This window comes from Streptomyces sp. NPDC017529 (assembly GCF_044329785.1).
Classification (GTDB): domain Bacteria; phylum Actinomycetota; class Actinomycetes; order Streptomycetales; family Streptomycetaceae; genus Streptomyces.
This window is the reverse complement of sequence record NZ_JBIRJY010000005.1, coordinates 452,240-469,755: the sequence shown is the minus strand read 5'-3', so window position 1 is coordinate 469,755 and position 17,516 is coordinate 452,240. Positions and strand designations below refer to the sequence as shown.

Below are 17,516 nucleotides of genomic sequence, written 5' to 3'. Positions count from 1 at the left end.
TGATTACTCCTCGTCCTCGATCCAGCCCATGGACCGCTCGACGGCCTTGAGCCAGTTCTTGTACTCGCGGTCGCGGGTCTCCGCGTCCATGCGGGGGGTCCACTCGGCGGCCCGGCGCCAGTTGGCGCGCAGCGCGTCGGTGTCCGGCCAGAAGCCGACGGCCAGTCCGGCGGCGTAGGCGGCGCCGAGGCAGGTCGTCTCGGCCACCATCGGACGCACCACGGGCGCGTCCAGGAAGTCCGAGATGGTCTGCATCAGCAGGTTGTTGGAGGTCATGCCGCCGTCGACCTTCAGCGAGGTCAGGTCGACGCCGGAGTCCTTGGTCATGGCGTCGGTGATCTCGCGGGTCTGCCAGGCGGTGGCCTCGAGCACGGCGCGGGCGATGTGCGCCTTGGTGACGTAGCGGGTCAGGCCCGCGATCACACCGCGCGCGTCCGGGCGCCAGTAGGGGGCGAACAGGCCGGAGAACGCGGGGACGAAGTACGCGCCGCCGTTGTCCTCGACGGTGCTGGCCAGCGTCTCGATCTCGGCGGCCGAGTTGATCAGGCCCATCTGGTCGCGCATCCACTGCACCAGCGAACCGGTGACGGCGATCGAGCCCTCCAGGGCGTAGACCGGCTTCTGGTCGCCGATGCGGTAGCCGACCGTGGTCAGCAGCCCGTTGTAGGAGTTGACGGGCTCGTCACCGGTGTTCATCAGCATGAAGGTGCCGGTGCCGTACGTGGACTTGGCCTCGCCCTGGTCGTAGCAGGTCTGGCCGAACAGCGCGGCCTGCTGGTCGCCCAGCGCCGAGGCGACCGGCACGCCGGCCAGCGCGCCCGAGGCGGCCGTGCCGTACACCTCGGCGGAGGAACGGATCTCCGGCAGCACCTCGGCGGGGATGTCGATGGAGTGCAGGATCTTCTCGTCCCACTCCAGCTTGCGCAGGTTCATCAGCAGCGTGCGCGAGGCGTTGGTGACGTCGGTGACGTGCACGCCGCCCTCGGTGCCGCCGGTCAGGTTCCAGATGACCCAGGAGTCCATGGTGCCGAAGAGGATGTCGCCGGCCTCGGCGCGCTCGCGCAGGCCCTCGACGTTGTCCAGCAGCCAGCGGATCTTCGGACCGGCGAAGTAGGAGGCCAGCGGCAGGCCGGTCTCGCGGCGGAAGCGGTCCTTGCCGACGTTGCGGCCCAGCTCGCGGCAGAGCGCGTCGGTGCGGGTGTCCTGCCAGACGATGGCGTTGTGGACCGGCTCACCGGTGTGCTTGTCCCACATCAGCGTGGTCTCGCGCTGGTTGGTGATGCCGATGGCCTTGACGTCCTTGGCGGTGATGCCGGCCTTCTCGACGGCACCGGCCACGACCTGCTGGACGTTGGCCCAGATCTCCTTGGCGTCGTGCTCGACCCACCCCGGCTTGGGGAAAATCTGTTCGTGCTCCTTCTGGTCGACCGACACGATGCGGCCGTCCTTGTCGAACACGATGCAGCGGCTGGAGGTGGTGCCCTGGTCGATGGCCGCGATGAAGGGGCCGTGACCGTGCGAGGCGGCGCTGTGGTTGTCGCTCATGGTGTCTGTGCTCCAAAAGTCTTCTGTGCGGGCGGCGCGGCTCAGGCGAACGCGATGTTGTAGATACCACCGGCGATCGCGCCGCCGATCAGCGGACCGGCGACCGGGATCCAGGCGTAGCCCCAGTCCGATCCGCCCTTGTTCGGCAGCGGAAGCAGCGAGTGGACGATACGCGGACCGAGGTCGCGGACCGGGTTGATCGCGTAGCCGGTCGGGCCGCCCAGCGACAGTCCGATACCGACGACCACGAACGCGGTCAGCAGCGCTCCGACGACACCGACGCCCTTGCCGTTGTCACTGAGGCCCTGCGTGAGGATCGCCAGCACGAGCACGATGGTGGCGATGACCTCCGTGGTCAGGTTCTGCACCGCGTTGCGGATCTCGGGTCCGGTGGAGAAGATCCCGAGAACCGGGCCGGCCTTGGGGGCCGCCGCCTTGTCGACCATGCCTTCCTGCCCGCTCCGCGCGCCCACGATCTCCGGGTCGGTCAGGTGGGCCTTGAAGTGGCCGTAGTACGCGAGCCACACGAGTACCGCACCGATCATGGCGCCGAGCAGCTGCGCGGCGAAGTAGACCGGCACGTCGCCCCACGGCGTGCCGCCCTTGACCGCCAGTCCCACGGTGACCGCCGGGTTCAGGTGGGCGCCGGACTTGGTCGCGATGTACGCGCCGGTCAGCACGGCGAAGCCCCACCCGAAGGTGATGGCCACCCAGCCGGAGTTGAACGCCTTCGAGCGCTTGAGCGTGACGGCGGCGCAGACGCCACCGCCCAGCAGGATCAGAACAGCGGTACCGATGGTCTCGCTGATGAAGATGTCGGAGCTGGACACCCGCGACTCCTTTGTCCTTCGTCCAGGGGAAGGCGGACCCCGGGTCCCTCCGGTGGTCCGCGCCCTCCGAGAGGGCGTTGGTCGGCCTCCGGCAATGTCCACCATAACGAATATTGTCGTTTGGTGTTCGACAATGCCGACCGACGAACGGCAGTTTTCTTCACACGCAGCACCCCGTCAAGGGTTCTGTGACTGAAAACTTAGGTGAACATATGGTGCGAAAGGGGTCAGAATCGCCCTGCGCCGAGGTCCCTGGAGACGGCACGTGCGCAATCCCTCACAGCGGCGACGATTTCCGGCCGCAGCTCACCCGGCTCGCCGTCCCGGCAGACCCGCTCCACCGCGCCCGTGACGCCCACCGCGCCCACCGGCATCCGCCGCCGGTCGTGGATGGGCGCCGCCACCGACGCCACGCCCTCCCAGGTCTCCTCCACGTCGGCAGCCCAGCCCCGCGCCCTGGTGAGGTCCAGCACGCCCTCCAACTCGTCCAGCGCGGTCACCGTGCGCGGCGTGAACGCCTGCCGCTCCGCCTCCGCCGCCTCGCTGTGCGCCACCGGGTCGTACGCCGTCAGCACCTTGCCCAGCGCGGTGCTGTGCAGCGGGTGCATCGCGCCGACCTCCAGCACCTGGCGGCTGTCGTCGGGCCGGAAGACGTGGTGCACGATCAGCACGCCCTGCTGGTGCAGCACCCCCAGGTACACGCTCTCGCCGCTGGAACGCGCCAGGTCGTCCGTCCATACGAGCGCGCGGGCGCGCAGCTCGTGCACGTCCAGGTAGCTGTTGCCCAGCCGCAGCAGCTCCGCGCCCAGCTGGTAGCGGCCGGACGCCGGGTCCTGCTCGACGAAGCCCTCCTGCTGGAGGGTGCGCAGGATGCCGTGCGCGGTGCCCTTCGCCAGGCCCAGCGCGGAGGAGATGTCGGAGAGCCCCAGCCGCCGCTCGCCGCCGGCCAGCAGCCGCAGCATCGCGGCGGCACGCTCCAGCGACTGGATGGTCCGTGCCATCGGGCAACCTCCGGGTGAAGCGGTGTGAAGCGGGTGACATGGTGCGGTGTGCAGCGGCGCCGTACAGCCCATGAGCAGCTCACGAGCGGTTCGGCAATGCTGAACGATATCGGTGAATGCCGACCCTGTGGCAGTCGGCCGACCCCTGTCAATGATCTTGACCGGGTCCGGCGCTGCCCCGGAACCGCCCCGCGCCGTCCACGCCGTGGGACACCCGGGCCACCGGCAGCCACGCCCGCTACCCTGACCGGGTGCGCCTTCTACCGGAAGACGCAAAGCCGACAGCCGTCGCAACCAGGGGAGCACCTCCATGGCCTCGTACACGCCATCGTCCACCAGCACATCCCGCACCACGGCACTGCGCGAGGCCCTCGCCTCCCGCGTAGTGGTGGCCGACGGGGCGATGGGCACGATGCTCCAGGCCCAGGACCCGACGATGGAGGACTTCCAGCAGCTGGAGGGCTGCAACGAGATCCTGAACATCACCCGTCCGGACATCGTCCGCTCGGTCCACGAGGAGTACTTCGCGGTCGGCGTCGACTGCGTCGAGACCAACACCTTCGGCGCCAACTACGCCGCCCTCGCCGAGTACGACATCCCCGGGCGGGTCTTCGAACTGTCCGAGTCCGGCGCCCGCATCGCCCGCGAGGTCGCCGACGAGTTCACCGCCTCGACCGGGCAGCAGCGCTGGGTGCTCGGCTCCATGGGCCCCGGCACCAAGCTGCCCACCCTCGGCCACGTCGACTACGCCACCCTGCGCGACGCCTACCAGCAGAACGCCGAAGGCATGATCGCCGGCGGCGCCGACGCGCTGCTGGTCGAGACCACCCAGGACCTGCTGCAGACCAAGGCCGCCATCCTCGGCGCCCGCCGCGCCCTCGCCGCCACCGGCACCGACCTGCCGGTGATCTGCTCGGTGACCGTGGAGACCACCGGCACCATGCTGCTCGGCTCGGAGATCGGCGCCGCGCTGACCGCGCTGGAGCCGCTGGGCATCGACATGATCGGCCTGAACTGCGCCACCGGCCCCGCCGAGATGAGCGAGCACCTGCGCTACCTGGCGCGCAACGCCCGCGTACCGCTGGCCTGCATGCCCAACGCCGGCCTGCCCGTCCTCGGCAAGGACGGCGCCCACTACCCGCTGACCCCGGGCGAGCTGGCCGACGCCCAGGAGACCTTCGTCGGCGAGTACGGCCTCTCGCTGGTCGGCGGCTGCTGCGGTACGACCCCCGAGCACCTGCGCCAGGTCGTCGAGCGGGTACGGGGCCTGGCCCCCACCGAGCGCGACCCGCGCCCCGAGCCCGGCGCCGCCTCCCTCTACCAGACCGTCCCGTTCCGCCAGGACACCTCGTACCTGGCCATCGGCGAGCGCACCAACGCCAACGGCTCCAAGAAGTTCCGCGAAGCCATGCTCGAAGGCCGCTGGGACGACTGCGTGGAGATGGCCCGCGACCAGATCCGCGAGGGCGCCCACCTGCTCGACCTGTGCGTGGACTACGTCGGCCGCGACGGCGTCGCCGACATGCGGGAGCTGGCCGGCCGCTTCGCCACCGCCTCCACCCTGCCCATCGTGCTGGACTCCACCGAGGTCCCGGTGCTCCAGGCGGGCCTGGAGAAGCTGGGCGGCCGCGCGGTGATCAACTCCGTCAACTACGAGGACGGCGACGGCCCCGAGTCGCGGTTCGCCAGGGTCGCCGCGCTGGCCCGCGAGCACGGCGCCGCCCTGATGGCGCTGACCATCGACGAGGAGGGCCAGGCCCGCACCGTCGAGAACAAGGTCGCCATCGCCGAGCGCATCATCGAGGACCTGACGTCCAACTGGGGCATCCGCGAGTCGGACATCCTCATCGACTGCCTGACCTTCACCATCTGCACCGGCCAGGAGGAGTCCCGCAAGGACGGCGTCAACACCATCGAGGCGATCCGCGAGCTGAAGCGGCGCCGCCCCGACGTACAGACCACGCTGGGCCTGTCCAACATCTCCTTCGGCCTCAACCCCGCCGCCCGCATCGTGCTCAACTCCGTCTTCCTCGACGAGTGCGTCAAGGCGGGCCTGGACTCGGCGATCGTGCACGCCTCCAAGATCCTGCCCATCGCGCGCCTGGAGGAGGAGCAGGTCAAGGTCGCCCTCGACCTGATCTACGACCGGCGCGCCGAGGGCTACGACCCGCTCCAGAAGCTGCTGGAGCTGTTCGAGGGCGCCACCGCCAAGTCGCTGAAGGCCGGCAAGGCCGAGGAACTGCTCGCGCTGCCCCTGGAGGAGCGGCTGCGGCGCCGCATCATCGACGGCGAGAAGAACGGCCTGGAGACCGACCTGGACGCGGCGCTCGCCGAGCGCCCCGCCCTGGACATCGTCAACGACACGCTGCTGGAAGGCATGAAGGTCGTCGGCGAGCTGTTCGGCTCGGGCCAGATGCAGCTGCCGTTCGTGCTCCAGTCCGCCGAGGTCATGAAGACCGCGGTGGCCTACCTGGAGCCGCACATGGAGAAGTCCGACTCCGAGGGCAAGGGCACCATCGTCCTGGCGACCGTGCGCGGCGACGTGCACGACATCGGCAAGAACCTCGTCGACATCATCCTGTCCAACAACGGCTACAACGTCGTCAACCTCGGCATCAAGCAGCCGGTCTCGGCCATCCTGGAAGCCGCCGAGGAACACCGCGCCGACGTCATCGGCATGTCGGGCCTGCTGGTCAAGTCCACGGTGATCATGAAGGAGAACCTGGAGGAGCTCAACCAGCGCAAGATGGCCGCCGACTTCCCCGTCATCCTCGGCGGCGCCGCCCTGACCCGCGCCTACGTCGAGCAGGACCTGCACGAGATCTACGAGGGCGAGGTCCGCTACGCCCGCGACGCCTTCGAGGGCCTGCGCCTGATGGACGCCCTGATCGCCGTCAAGCGCGGCGTGCCCGGCGCCACCCTGCCCGAGCTCAAGCAGCGCCGCGTCCCCAAGCGCGACCTCCAGGTCGCCGAGCCGGAGCAGGAGGAGGGCACGGTCCGTTCCGACGTGGCCACCGACAACCCCGTACCGGCGCCGCCCTTCTGGGGCACCCGCGTCGTCAAGGGCATCCAGCTCGCCGACTACGCGTCCTGGCTGGACGAGGGCGCCCTGTTCAAGGGGCAGTGGGGCCTCAAGCAGGCCCGTACGGGTGACGGCCCCTCCTACGAGGAACTGGTCGAGTCCGAGGGGCGGCCCCGGCTGCGCGGCTGGCTCGACAAGCTCCAGACCGAGAACCTCCTCGAAGCCGCCGTCGTCCACGGCTACTTCCCCTGCCACTCCAAGGGCGACGACCTGATCCTGTTCAACGAGGACGGCACCGAGCGCACCCGCTTCACCTTCCCGCGCCAGCGCCGCGGCCGGCGCCTGTGCCTGGCCGACTTCTTCCGCCCGGAGGAGTCCGGCGAGACGGACGTGGTCGGGCTCCAGGTCGTCACCGTCGGCTCGAAGATCGGCGAGGCCACCGCCGAGCTGTTCGCCTCCGACTCCTACCGCGACTACCTGGAGCTGCACGGCCTGTCCGTCCAGCTCGCCGAGGCGCTCGCCGAGTACTGGCACGCCAGGGTCCGCGCCGAGCTGGGCTTCGCCGGGGAGGACCCGGCCGACGTCGAGGACATGTTCGCGCTGAAGTACCGCGGCGCCCGCTTCTCGCTGGGCTACGGCGCCTGCCCCGACCTGGAGGACCGCGCCAAGATCGCGGACCTGCTCCGCCCCGAGCGCATCGGCGTCCAGCTCTCCGAGGAGTTCCAGCTCCACCCCGAGCAGTCCACCGACGCCATCGTCATCCACCACCCGGAGGCCAAGTACTTCAACGCGCGTTAGCCGGCGCCGTCGTACACTGGTCGGTCCGGTAGCGGCCGGTCGTTTCCCCAGTACGGGGAGGCGACCGGCCCTTTTGTCCCTCCGGGGACACATCAACGGAGGTGCACGGATGACCAGCAGCATCCCCGCGGTAGGCACGCGTACGGCCGACGGAGCCACCCTCCAGGCCGTCTTCCTCGACCTGGACGGCACCCTCGTCGACACGGAGGGCTTCTGGTGGGAGGCGGAGGCCGAGGTCTTCGCCGAGCTGGGCCACGTACTGGACGACCACCACCGCGAGGTCGTCGTCGGCGGGCCGATGACGCGCAGCGCCGCGTACCTGATCGGCGCGACCGGCGCCGACATCGGCCTCCCGGAACTGACCGTGCTGCTGAACGCCCGGTTCGCCGAGCGCATCGCCCGCGGCGTCCCGCTGATGCCGGGCGCCCGCCGGCTGCTGGCCGAGCTGGCCGCCCACGGCGTGCCCACCGCCCTGGTCTCCGCCTCGCACCGCACCATCATCGACCGGATGCTGCACTCCCTGGGCCCGGAGCACTTCCGGCTGACGCTGGCCGGCGACGACCTGCCCCGTACGAAGCCGCACCCGGACCCGTATCTGACCGCGGCCGCCCGGCTGGGCGTGGACCCGCGGCGCTGTGCCGTGGTGGAGGACACCGTCACCGGGGTGACGGCCGGTGAGGCGGCGGGCTGCCGGGTCGTGGCCGTGCCGTCGGTGACGCCGATCGCCCCCGCGGCGGGCCGCACGGTCGTCGGTTCCCTCGAAGAAGTGGATCTCCCATTTCTCCGCTCGCTCATCACGGATAGCCGGTGAGGTGTGCACCGAGCGTGGCGTTCGAAAACGGAAGAAACTGTAAGGAGTGGGCCGCTCATTTTCCGTGACGAATGCGTTGGCTGAATTCACCCGCCCGAACCCCCCAATGCCGGAGTGACGTTTCTCACGCGCCAGCCCGTCGACAGGGGAGTCCGCAGGCCTCTCGCGGGTAATTTCGGGTGGTTTCGGCAGGGGCAAGTGTCCGGATTCATGGAGGCTCGCGCAAATCGTTCCCCCGTCCGGATATCGGTCACCTGGCGGCCGTTATCCGGGCGTGATATCTGTTCAACTCTGTTGTGTCCCGGACGCCCTGGCCGTTCCTACTAATGTCATCGCGAGCAACACCTCTGCGCTGATAAGGAAACCTGCCGACGATGAATCGCAAGACCTTGGTGCTGCCGGCCCTGGCCGGTCTGCTCGTCCCCGCGCTCGCCGCCTGCGGCAGCTCGGACGGCTCCGGGGACGGCGGCAAGCCGATCAAGGTCGGCACCACCGCCCAACTGGAGGCCACCAAGGACGCGCCCGCCCCGCTCGACCCCGCGCAGGCGTACGACGTCGACGCGTGGAACGTGCTGCGCGGAACCTTGCAGACGCTGATGCGGCTGCCGCGAACCGGCACGGCGCCGGTCCCCGAGGCCGCCGAGTCCTGCGGTTTCCGGGACACCCAGAACGAGCAGTACCGCTGCAAACTCCGCAGCGGCCTGAAGTTCTCCAACGGGCACGCGCTCACGTCCAAGGACGTGAAGTTCTCCATCGACCGGATGCTCGCCATCAAGTTCGACACCGGCCCGTTCTCACTGGTGGACAACGTCGACAAGGTGGAGACGCCCAGCGAGACCGAGGTGGTCTTCCACCTCAGGAAGCCGGACGCCACCTTCCCGCAGAAGCTCGCCACCCCGGCCGCCGCCATCGTCGACAGCGAGGTGTACCCGGCCAAGGGCCTCTACAAGGGCTTCGAGGTCGCCGGCTCCGGCCCCTACACCGTGCAGGTCGAGCACAGCGGAGAGCGCGTCACCAAGGCCGTCTTCTCCAAGAACCCCGATTACCAGGGCGGCATCGAGGCGAAGAACTCCGCCGTCGAGATGAGGTTCTTCGACGACTCGGCCGGCATGGAGAAGGCGCTGCGCAAGGGCGACATCGACCTGATGAACCGCAGCCTGGCGCCCGACCAGATCAAGGGCCTGGAGGACGCCAGGAACGACCACGTCACCCTGACGGCGGTACCCGGCGCGGAAATCCGCTACCTGGCCTTCAACACCGACGACCCGTCGGTCTCCGACAAGGCCGTCCGGCAGGCCATGGCCCAGCTGGTCAACCGCTCCGCGCTGGTACGCGACGTGTACTCCTACGCGGGTGACCCGCTGTACTCCCTGGTGCCGAAGGGCCTCACCGGCCACATCAACTCCTTCTTCACCAAGTACGGCAACCCGAGCGTCCCCGCCGCCCGCAAGATCCTCCAGCAGGCGCACATCAACACCCCGGTCAAGCTCACCCTCACCTACACCACGAACCACTACGGCACCATCACGGCCAAGGAGTTCAAGGAACTGCAGAGCCAGCTCAACAAGAGCGGCCTGTTCGACGTCAGCGTCAAGGGCGTCGACAGCTGGCAGCAGTTCCGCAAGGAGCAGACCGAGGGCAAGTACGCCGTCTACGGCATGGGCTGGTTCGCCGACCTCCCCGACGCCGACAACTACATCGCGCCGTTCATCGGCAAGGGGAACTTCCTCAACTCCCCGTACCGCAACAGCAAGATCGAATCCCAGCTGATCCCCAACACCCGGCAGCAGACCGACCGCAACGCCGCCGGCGAGGGATTCAAGCAGGCCCAGGACATCATCGCGGACGAGGTACCCGTACTGCCCCTGTGGCAGGGCAAGCAGTACGTCGCGGCCCGTGACGACATCACCGGTGCCGAATGGGCCCTCAACTCCTCCTCGGCCCTCCAGATCTGGGAACTCGGCCGCGGCGTGAGCAGCAACTGACCCGATCTCCGGCCGGCGCCCACGTGCGCCGGCCGGCTGCCCCGTCCACGACGGCGCGCACCACCACAACCGATGACGGCACCCTGCCGGCACACCGACACCGGCACCCGCCGGCGCGGACCACAACGCTTCACCGCCATGACGACTGTGAGGGACACGCACGTGAGGAAACGCGACCAGTGGCTGGCCGCACCGATCGGGGCAGGGCTCATCGCCGCTCTGCTCAGTGGCTGCGGCTCAGGTGACGGCAAGGGTGCCGGGACCGGTGAACCCGTGGTGATGGGCATGACCGACGAAGTCGTGTCCACCGACCCCGCGGCCGGCTACGACCCGGTCTCCTGGCTGCTGTTCAACAACGTCTTCCAGTCGTTGCTCAGCTTCCCCAAGGGCAGCACGACGCCCCAGCCCGAGGCCGCCGAGTCCTGCGGCTTCACCGAGGGCGGCAGCAGCGTCTACAAGTGCACCCTCCAGGACGGCCTGAAGTTCAGCAACGGCAACGCGCTGACCTCCGAGGACGTCAAGTTCTCCTTCGACCGGATCAAGCGCATCAACGACAAGCGCGGCCCGGCCGTGATGTTCGCCGCCGTCGACAAGATCGAGGCCCCCGACGCCAAGACCGTCGTCTTCCGCCTCAAGGCCCCCGACGCGACCTTCCCCATGAAGATCGCCTCCGGCGCCGGCTCCATCGTCGACCACCGCTCGTACGCCCCCGACAAGCTGCGCACCGACAACAAGGCCGTCGGCTCCGGCGTCTACACCCTCAACGAGTACGGCGCCGAGGAAGCGGTCTTCGGCGTCAACGGCTCCTACAAGGGCCCCGCCAAGGTCAAGAACTCCGGCATGACGATGAAGTTCTTCGACAGCCAGGACAAGCTGAAGAAGGCCGTGCAGGACGGCTCCATCGACTTCGCCTACCGCGGCCTGGCCATGAAGGACATCGCCTCCCTCGACCAGGCGTCCGACAGCCAGAAGCACGGCATCCAGGTCGTCGAGGGCAACAGCGCCGAGGTCATGCACCTGGTCTTCAACATGCGCGACCCCGTCGCGGGCAAGCTGGGCGTCCGCAAGGCCATCGCCCACCTCCTGGACCGCTCCACCCTCGTCCGGGACGTCTACAAGCGCACCGCCACCCCGCTGTACTCGATCGTCCCCGCGGGCATCACCGGCCACAACACCGCCTTCTTCGCCAACTACGGCGACCGGCCGCAGCCCGACAAGGCCGCCGCCGCCCTGCGCGAGGCCGGCTACGGCAGCGACAAGAAGGTGCCCCTGACCCTCTGGGCCACCCCCGTGCGCTACGGCCCCGGCACCGTCCCGGCCTTCCAGGAGATCGCCCAGCAGCTCAACGCCAGCGGCCTCTTCGACGCCAAGGTCAAGAGCGTGCCCATGGAGGAGTACGAGAAGGGCGTGGAGGCCGGCCAGTACGGCGTGTACGTCAAGGGCTGGGTCCCCGACTACCCGGACCCCGACAACTTCACCCAGCCGTTCTTCGGCAAGGACAACGTCCTGCGCAACAACTACGACGCCAAGCGGATCACCGGGAAGCTGCTGCCCGGCACCGCGGGCCAGCCCGACCGGCAGGCGACCAAGCCCGCCTTCCGCGAGATGCAGGACATCGTCGCCGAGGACCTGCCCATGATCCCGGTGTGGCAGGGCAAGCAGTACGCCGTCGCCCGCGAGAACGTCGACGGTCTCCAGTGGACCCTGGACGCCTCCACCGTCTTCCGCTTCTGGGAGATCAACAAGGGCTAGGGCGCTTCTGATGGATCTCCGTGGAGGACGGAGCGGCGTTCGGTGCGTGCGCTCGGCGTGCGGTGGGGAGGGTCATGTGGCGGAGCCACCTGTCCCTTCGCGCCGTGCGGCGAGGGTGCGTGCCGGGCGTCGCGATGCCGCGGAGATCCGTCAGAAGCGCCCTAGCGGCACCGGACCGCGCCGCCACGCGAAACGGCCCGGCCCGCCCACTCCTCCGGGAGCGGGCGGGCCGGGCCGTTCCTACGCGTCCGGCGCCCGCCTACTGCGCGCCGGGACGCACCAGACCGCTCTCGTACGCGTACACCGCGGCCTGCACCCGGTCGCGCAGCCCCAGCTTCGTCAGCACATGCCCCACGTGCGTCTTGACGGTCGTCTCGCTCACGAACAGGTCCGCGGCGATCTCCGCGTTCGACAGGCCGCGCGCCACCAGCTTCAGCACCTCCACCTCACGCTCGGTGAGCGTGTTCAGCGTGTCCGGCACCGGCTCCTCACCCGACGGCAGGTGCCCCGCGTACTTGTCCAGCAGCCGGCGCGTGATGCTCGGCGCGAGCATCGCCTCACCCGCCGCCACCACCCGGATCGCCTGCACCAGCTCCTGCGCGGGCGCGTCCTTCAACAGGAAGCCGCTGGCCCCGGCGCGCAGCGCCTCGACCACGTACTCGTCCAGGTCGAACGTGGTCAGCACCAGCACCTTCGCCGGACCGTCCTTCGCCGGGCCGGTGATCTGCCGGGTCGCCTCCACCCCGTCCATCCGCGGCATCCGGATGTCCATCAGCACCACGTCGGGCTGCAGCGCCCGCACCTGCTCCAGCGCCTGCAAGCCGTCCCCGGCCTCGCCGACGACCGCGAGATCCTGCTCGGCCTCCAGGATCATCCGGAAACCGGTACGCAGCAGCGGCTGGTCGTCGACCAGCAGGACGCGGATAGCCACAGGAACTCCTTCGTTAGACCGCGCCCATTCTGCCTTGCCCCTCCCCGGAAGCCTCCACAGGGAGAACGGGCAGCGCCCGCCCGGCATCCGGCGCGTGCAGCGGATAGGGCGGGGGGGTGCCGCCGAACTCGGGACACACGGCCTGGTGGTCGCACCATCCGCACAGCTTCGTACGCCGCGGCCGCCAGTCACCGCTCGCCGCCGCCCGCTGGATGGCGTCCCACAGCGCCAGCAGCTTGCGCTCCACACCCCGCAGGTCCGCCTCGGTCGGGTCGTACGTCAGCACGTCCCCGCTGCCCAGGTACACCAGCTGCAGCCGCCGCGGCACCAGGCCGCGCAGCCGCCACATCACCAGCGCGTAGAACTTCATCTGGAACAGCGGACCGTCCGCGTACTCCGGGCGGGGCGCCTTGCCGGTCTTGTAGTCGACGAGCCGCACCTCGCCCGTCGGCGCCACGTCCACCCGGTCGATGAAGCCGCGCAGCCGCAGCCCCGAGTCGAGCACCGTCTCCACGTACAGCTCGCGGTCCGCCGGCTCCAGGCGCGTCGGATCCTCCAGCGTGAACCAGCGCTCCACCAGCGCCTCGGCGTCCGCCAGCCACGCCGCCAGCCGCTCACCCGCCGGGTCGTCCTCGAACAGCGCGGCCAGCTCCGGCCGCTTCGCCAGCAGCTTCTCCCACTCGCCCGGCACCATGGACCGCGCGCCGTCGGCCGTCCGCTGCGCCGCGGGCGCGTCGAAGAGGCGCTCCAGCACCGCGTGCACCACCGTGCCGCGCGTCGCCGCGGCGCTGGGCTTCTCCGGCAGCTTGTCGATCACACGGAAGCGGTACAGCAGCGGGCACTGCATGAAGTCGCTCGCCCGTGACGGCGACAGCGCGACCGGCCGCCCGGCGGGCAGGGCGACGACCGGCGGCGCGACGCCGGCCACGGCCACGGCCTCGGCCCCCGCCCCGGCGCCGGTCCCGGCCGCCGCCCCGGTCCCGTCCTGCCCGCCGTCCCCGCCCGCGGCGTCCGGCCCGGCCTTCTCGGTGCTCGTTCCCATGACACCCGACCTTACGGCCCGCCACTGACAGCTCGCCCAACCGAGGGATCACAATGGGAGACCGAGACGGGGCGCCGCGGAGCGCTCCGCATACCATCGACGCCAGACCCCTTCGCCCTGCATGATCGACAAGCCGCCGGACAGGATCCGTACGGACAGGAGCGAAGGCCGCAATCGACGAGGGGACACCGTGGACGAGAGTGGGAAGCCGCAGGACCCAGAGGAGTCCGCGCACCCCCAACCGCCCAACCCGCCCGGACCGTCCGACCCGGCCAGCGACACCGGGCGCACACGCGCGGCCGGGCAGCGCCCCCCGAAGCAGCAGCCGTCCGGGAACACCCGCCGGGGACGGCGCACCGGCGGCGGCATCCTCATGGGCCGCCCCTTCGGCGTACCGGTCTACGTGGCCCCCAGCTGGTTCGTCGTCGCCGCCCTGATCACCTGGGTCTTCGGCGGCCAGCTCGAACGGATCCTGCCGGAGCTGGGCGCCGCCCGCTACCTCGTCTCGCTCTTCTTCGCCGTCGCCTTCTACGCCTCGGTGCTCGTCCACGAGCTCGCGCACACGATCGCCGCGCTGCGCTACGAACTCCCCGTCCGCCGCATCCAGCTCCAGTTTTTCGGCGGCGTCTCCGAGATCGAGAAGGAGTCCGAGACCCCCGGCCGCGAATTCGTCCTCGCCTTCGTCGGCCCGCTGCTCTCCCTCGTCCTGGCGGGCGTCTTCTACGGCGGCATGAAGCTCGTCGAACCCGGCACCGTACCCGGCGTCCTGCTCGCCGGACTGATGATCTCCAACCTGATCGTCGCCGTCTTCAACCTGCTCCCCGGCCTCCCGCTGGACGGCGGCCGGATGCTCCGCGCCGTCGTGTGGAAAATCACCGGCAAGCCGATGACCGGCACCGTCGCCGCCGCCTGGGTCGGCCGCGGGCTCGCCATGGCCGTCCTGATCGGCCTGCCGCTGCTCACCCACACCGGCGCCCTGGGCAACGCGCCCACCGACCTCGGCGGCGCCGACTCGATCACCGACGCCCTGCTCGCCGCGATCCTCGCCGCGATCATCTGGACCGGGGCGGGCAACAGCCTGCGCATGGCCCGGCTGCGCGAACGCCTCCCCGACCTCCAGGCCCGCACCCTCACCCGGCGCGCCGTGCCCGTGGAGGCCGACACCCCGCTGTCCGAGGCCCTGCGCCGCGCCAACGACGCCGGCGCCCGCGCCCTGGTCGTGGTGGACCGCGTGGGCCGGCCCACCGCCGTCGTCCGCGAGACCGCCATCGTCGGCGTCCCCGAGCACCGCCGCCCCTGGGTCGCCGTCAGCGGCCTCGCCCAGGACCTGAAGGACGGCATGCGGGTCTCCGCCGAACTGGCCGGCGAGGACCTCCTGGACTACCTGCGCGCCACGCCCGCCACCGAATACCTCGTGGTCGAGGAGACCGGCGAGATCTACGGCGTCCTGTCCACGGCCGACGTCGAGCGCGCCTTCGTGGCAGCGATGGCACGACCTTCCTGAGGCGGGGGTTCCTCCGGCCACCCCTGGGTAAGCCCCCACCGGGGGGATGATCGCGTTCGATTCGCCCCGTAGGGCTGCGGCCCCTGCCCCGCCTCGTCTCGCCCCACCCGCCCCGCCTTCCCCACCCCGCCCCCGCCCCTCCCTGGTACGGAGCGCCCCCCGCGCCCGGTAGGCTGGTCACATGTCCGAACCGACCGGTGCCGCCCGCCGTCGCGGGCCCTTCAAGGTCGGGGACCAGGTCCAGCTCACCGATCCCAAGGGACGCCACTACACGTTCACGCTCGAAGAGGGCAAGAGCTTCCACACCCACAAGGGAGCCTTCCCCCACGACGAGCTGATCGGTGCTCCCGAGGGCAGTGTTGTCCGTACCACCGGGAACGTCGCCTACCTCGCGCTGCGCCCGCTGCTCCCCGACTACGTCCTGTCCATGCCCCGCGGCGCCGCCGTGGTCTACCCCAAGGACGCGGGGCAGATCCTGGCGATGGCCGACATCTTCCCCGGCGCCCGCGTCGTCGAGGCGGGGGTGGGATCCGGCTCGCTCAGCAGCTTCCTGCTGCGCGCCATCGGCGACCAGGGCATGCTGCACTCCTACGAGCGGCGCGCCGACTTCGCCGAGATCGCCACGCAGAACGTGGAGCGCTACTTCGGCGGCCCGCACCCCGCGTGGACGCTGACCGTCGGCGACCTCCAGGACAACCTCTCCGACACCGACGTCGACCGGGTCATCCTGGACATGCTCGCCCCCTGGGAGTGCCTGGAGGCCGTCTCCAAGGCGCTCGTGCCGGGCGGCATCCTGTGCGCTTACGTCGCCACGACCACGCAGCTGGCCCGCACCGTCGAGGCCATCCGCGAGCACGGCACCTTCAACGAGCCGTCGGCCTGGGAGACCATGGTCCGTACGTGGCACGTCGAGGGCCTGGCCGTCCGCCCGGACCATCGCATGATCGGCCACACCGGCTTCCTGCTCACCGCCCGCCGCCTCGCGGACGGCGTGGAGCCGCCGCTGCGCCGGCGCCGCCCGGCCAAGGGCGCGTACGGCGAGGACTACAGCGGTCCCGGCAGCTCCAGCGGAGGCGCGGAGCGCGGCTGATCCGCCGCCCGTACGACGACCCGAACCACCCGGCGCCGCCGACGAGTTCCCCCGCGCGGGAACCGCCGGCGGCGCCGCTTCGTTCGGCTGGGAGAGCCCCTGCCCGGGTGTTCCCTGACGGGCCTGCCCTGTGGAACGATGCTGGGCACTCCCACCGCCACAGTTCTTCACAGGAGTCACCCCGCGTGCAGCTCACGGCAGGCCAGGATCTCCCGCACACCCGCGCCCGCGCCTTGCACTGGCTCGCCACCGCCGCCGCCCTGGCGGCGGTCGCCGCGACCGCGTCCCTCGTCCAGCCGCCCGACGCCACGGCCACCACCGCAGGCGCCGCGAACGCCCGCGCCGCCGCCGCACCGGCCCCCGACGCGCGTGCCGCCGCCTACCCGGTGGACTGCGGCCCGAACCGCCTCGACGTGGTCGACAGCGCCACCGGCGACCTCGACGGCGACGGCGGCCCCGAGACGGTCGCCGTGGTGCGCTGCCACACCGAGACGGGTACGCCTCCCAGCGGCGTGTACGTCCTGGCCCGCCCCAAGGCGGGCCAGGGTGCCCCGCGGGTCGCCGCGACCCTCCTCGCGCCCGCACGGCAGCGCAGCGTCGAGGGCTTCGCCGTACGCGGCGGGGTGGTCGCCGCGACCCTGCTGGGCTACTCCACGACCGATGTGCCGCGCTGCTGCCCGGATGAGCGCGAGCAGGTCAAGTGGCAATGGAAAGGCGGGAAGTTCGTCCAGAGCGAACTTCCCGCCTCATCCGGCACCGAGGGTGTGTGATCCGTCACACTCCGTCTACTCTGCGTCCGGGCCGAAAACCTCCACCTGGTCCGAGACGCGGCGCACGTGGATGCAGTCACCCGGGCACTCCTTCGCGGAGTCCCGTACGTCATTGAGCAGCGGCAGGGGTACGGGGGTGGTGGCCCCCTTGTCCTGCAGCAGCTCGTCGTCGGCGCTTTTCACATAAGCCAGACCGTCGATGTCGAGTTCGAAGACCTCCGGCGCGTACTGCGCACAGATGCCGTCGCCGGTGCAGAGGTCCTGGTCGATCCAGACCTCCAGTGCTTCGTCCTGCGCCGTCATCTCGCCTGCCGTTCCTGCGTACGTGAATCAAATGGGGCCCACCCTGACGGGTGTTGACCGTCTCGACGATACAACCGTCCGCTTTCTGATGTTGTTGGGTGGGTATCCCCCTGAGGTGAGGACGTGCGCAAG

13 protein-coding genes are annotated in these 17,516 nt (G+C 70.4%); 7 read left to right on the top strand and 6 right to left on the bottom strand.

Going from position 1 to position 17,516, the window contains the following annotated elements:
* Positions 1 to 3: 3 nt before the first annotated feature.
* The 3 genes from glpK to ACH4K4_RS15945 form a co-directional block, all read right to left on the bottom strand.
* A complete protein-coding gene (gene glpK / locus ACH4K4_RS15955) occupies positions 4 to 1,545 on the bottom strand; it encodes a glycerol kinase GlpK (protein ID WP_398167755.1) in 1,542 nt (513 codons plus the stop codon).
* A 41-nt stretch (positions 1,546 to 1,586) separates the two neighbouring features.
* Positions 1,587 to 2,375, bottom strand: coding sequence for an MIP/aquaporin family protein (locus ACH4K4_RS15950; RefSeq protein WP_398167754.1), 789 nt, complete (start codon positions 2,373 to 2,375; stop codon positions 1,587 to 1,589).
* A gap of 227 nt (positions 2,376 to 2,602) precedes the next feature.
* Positions 2,603 to 3,376: an IclR family transcriptional regulator gene (locus ACH4K4_RS15945; RefSeq protein ID WP_360127967.1), complete on the bottom strand. Its 774-nt coding sequence runs from the start codon at positions 3,374 to 3,376 to the stop codon at positions 2,603 to 2,605.
* A gap of 310 nt (positions 3,377 to 3,686) precedes the next feature.
* Between ACH4K4_RS15945 and metH the strand changes: the two genes are divergently transcribed.
* The 4 genes from metH to ACH4K4_RS15925 all read left to right on the top strand — a co-directional run bounded on the left by metH (position 3,687) and on the right by ACH4K4_RS15925 (position 11,744).
* Positions 3,687 to 7,196, top strand: coding sequence for a methionine synthase (metH, locus tag ACH4K4_RS15940; RefSeq protein ID WP_398167752.1), 3,510 nt, complete (start codon positions 3,687 to 3,689; stop codon positions 7,194 to 7,196).
* Between the two features lie 109 nt (positions 7,197 to 7,305).
* Positions 7,306 to 8,007, top strand: coding sequence for an HAD family hydrolase (locus tag ACH4K4_RS15935; protein ID WP_398167751.1), 702 nt, complete (start codon positions 7,306 to 7,308; stop codon positions 8,005 to 8,007).
* Between the two features lie 374 nt (positions 8,008 to 8,381).
* Positions 8,382 to 9,992: an ABC transporter substrate-binding protein gene (locus ACH4K4_RS15930; RefSeq protein ID WP_398167750.1), complete on the top strand. Its 1,611-nt coding sequence runs from the start codon at positions 8,382 to 8,384 to the stop codon at positions 9,990 to 9,992.
* Between the two features lie 138 nt (positions 9,993 to 10,130).
* A complete protein-coding gene (locus ACH4K4_RS15925; protein WP_398167748.1) occupies positions 10,131 to 11,744 on the top strand; it encodes an ABC transporter substrate-binding protein in 1,614 nt (537 codons plus the stop codon).
* 259 nt (positions 11,745 to 12,003) lie between these two features.
* On the opposite strand, the gene ACH4K4_RS15920 is transcribed toward ACH4K4_RS15925, so the two are convergent.
* Positions 12,004 to 12,675, bottom strand: coding sequence for a response regulator transcription factor (locus tag ACH4K4_RS15920; protein WP_360127955.1), 672 nt, complete (start codon positions 12,673 to 12,675; stop codon positions 12,004 to 12,006).
* 13 nt (positions 12,676 to 12,688) lie between these two features.
* A complete protein-coding gene (locus ACH4K4_RS15915; RefSeq protein ID WP_398167746.1) occupies positions 12,689 to 13,717 on the bottom strand; it encodes a RecB family exonuclease in 1,029 nt (342 codons plus the stop codon).
* Between the two features lie 190 nt (positions 13,718 to 13,907).
* Between ACH4K4_RS15915 and ACH4K4_RS15910 the strand changes: the two genes are divergently transcribed.
* The 3 genes from ACH4K4_RS15910 (at position 13,908) to ACH4K4_RS15900 (ending at position 17,081) form a co-directional block, all read left to right on the top strand.
* On the top strand, positions 13,908 to 15,221 hold the full coding sequence (locus ACH4K4_RS15910; RefSeq protein ID WP_398167745.1) for a site-2 protease family protein: 1,314 nt from the start codon (positions 13,908 to 13,910) through the stop codon (positions 15,219 to 15,221).
* A gap of 181 nt (positions 15,222 to 15,402) precedes the next feature.
* Positions 15,403 to 16,311 (top strand): tRNA (adenine-N1)-methyltransferase, encoded by a 909-nt coding sequence (locus ACH4K4_RS15905; RefSeq protein WP_003981600.1) that lies wholly within the window; start codon positions 15,403 to 15,405, stop codon positions 16,309 to 16,311.
* A 185-nt stretch (positions 16,312 to 16,496) separates the two neighbouring features.
* On the top strand, positions 16,497 to 17,081 hold the full coding sequence (locus ACH4K4_RS15900; RefSeq protein ID WP_398167743.1) for a hypothetical protein: 585 nt from the start codon (positions 16,497 to 16,499) through the stop codon (positions 17,079 to 17,081).
* A 15-nt stretch (positions 17,082 to 17,096) separates the two neighbouring features.
* On the opposite strand, the gene ACH4K4_RS15895 is transcribed toward ACH4K4_RS15900, so the two are convergent.
* Complete coding sequence (locus tag ACH4K4_RS15895) at positions 17,097 to 17,384, bottom strand: ferredoxin (protein WP_398167741.1); 288 nt, start codon at positions 17,382 to 17,384, stop codon at positions 17,097 to 17,099.
* Positions 17,385 to 17,516: the final 132 nt, after the last annotated feature.

What these genes read in the sequence shown, in the direction of transcription:
- glpK (WP_398167755.1), bottom strand. Translation starts at nt 1,545, where the DNA reads ATGAGCGACAACCACAGCGCCGCCTCGCACGGTCACGGCCCCTTCATC.
- ACH4K4_RS15945 (WP_360127967.1), bottom strand. Translation starts at nt 3,376, where the DNA reads ATGGCACGGACCATCCAGTCGCTGGAGCGTGCCGCCGCGATGCTGCGG.
- metH (WP_398167752.1), top strand. Translation starts at nt 3,687, where the DNA reads ATGGCCTCGTACACGCCATCGTCCACCAGCACATCCCGCACCACGGCA.
- ACH4K4_RS15935 (WP_398167751.1), top strand. Translation starts at nt 7,306, where the DNA reads ATGACCAGCAGCATCCCCGCGGTAGGCACGCGTACGGCCGACGGAGCC.
- ACH4K4_RS15930 (WP_398167750.1), top strand. Translation starts at nt 8,382, where the DNA reads ATGAATCGCAAGACCTTGGTGCTGCCGGCCCTGGCCGGTCTGCTCGTC.
- ACH4K4_RS15925 (WP_398167748.1), top strand. Translation starts at nt 10,131, where the DNA reads ATGACGACTGTGAGGGACACGCACGTGAGGAAACGCGACCAGTGGCTG.
- ACH4K4_RS15915 (WP_398167746.1), bottom strand. Translation starts at nt 13,717, where the DNA reads ATGGGAACGAGCACCGAGAAGGCCGGGCCGGACGCCGCGGGCGGGGAC.
- ACH4K4_RS15905 (WP_003981600.1), top strand. Translation starts at nt 15,403, where the DNA reads ATGTCCGAACCGACCGGTGCCGCCCGCCGTCGCGGGCCCTTCAAGGTC.
- ACH4K4_RS15895 (WP_398167741.1), bottom strand. Translation starts at nt 17,384, where the DNA reads ATGACGGCGCAGGACGAAGCACTGGAGGTCTGGATCGACCAGGACCTC.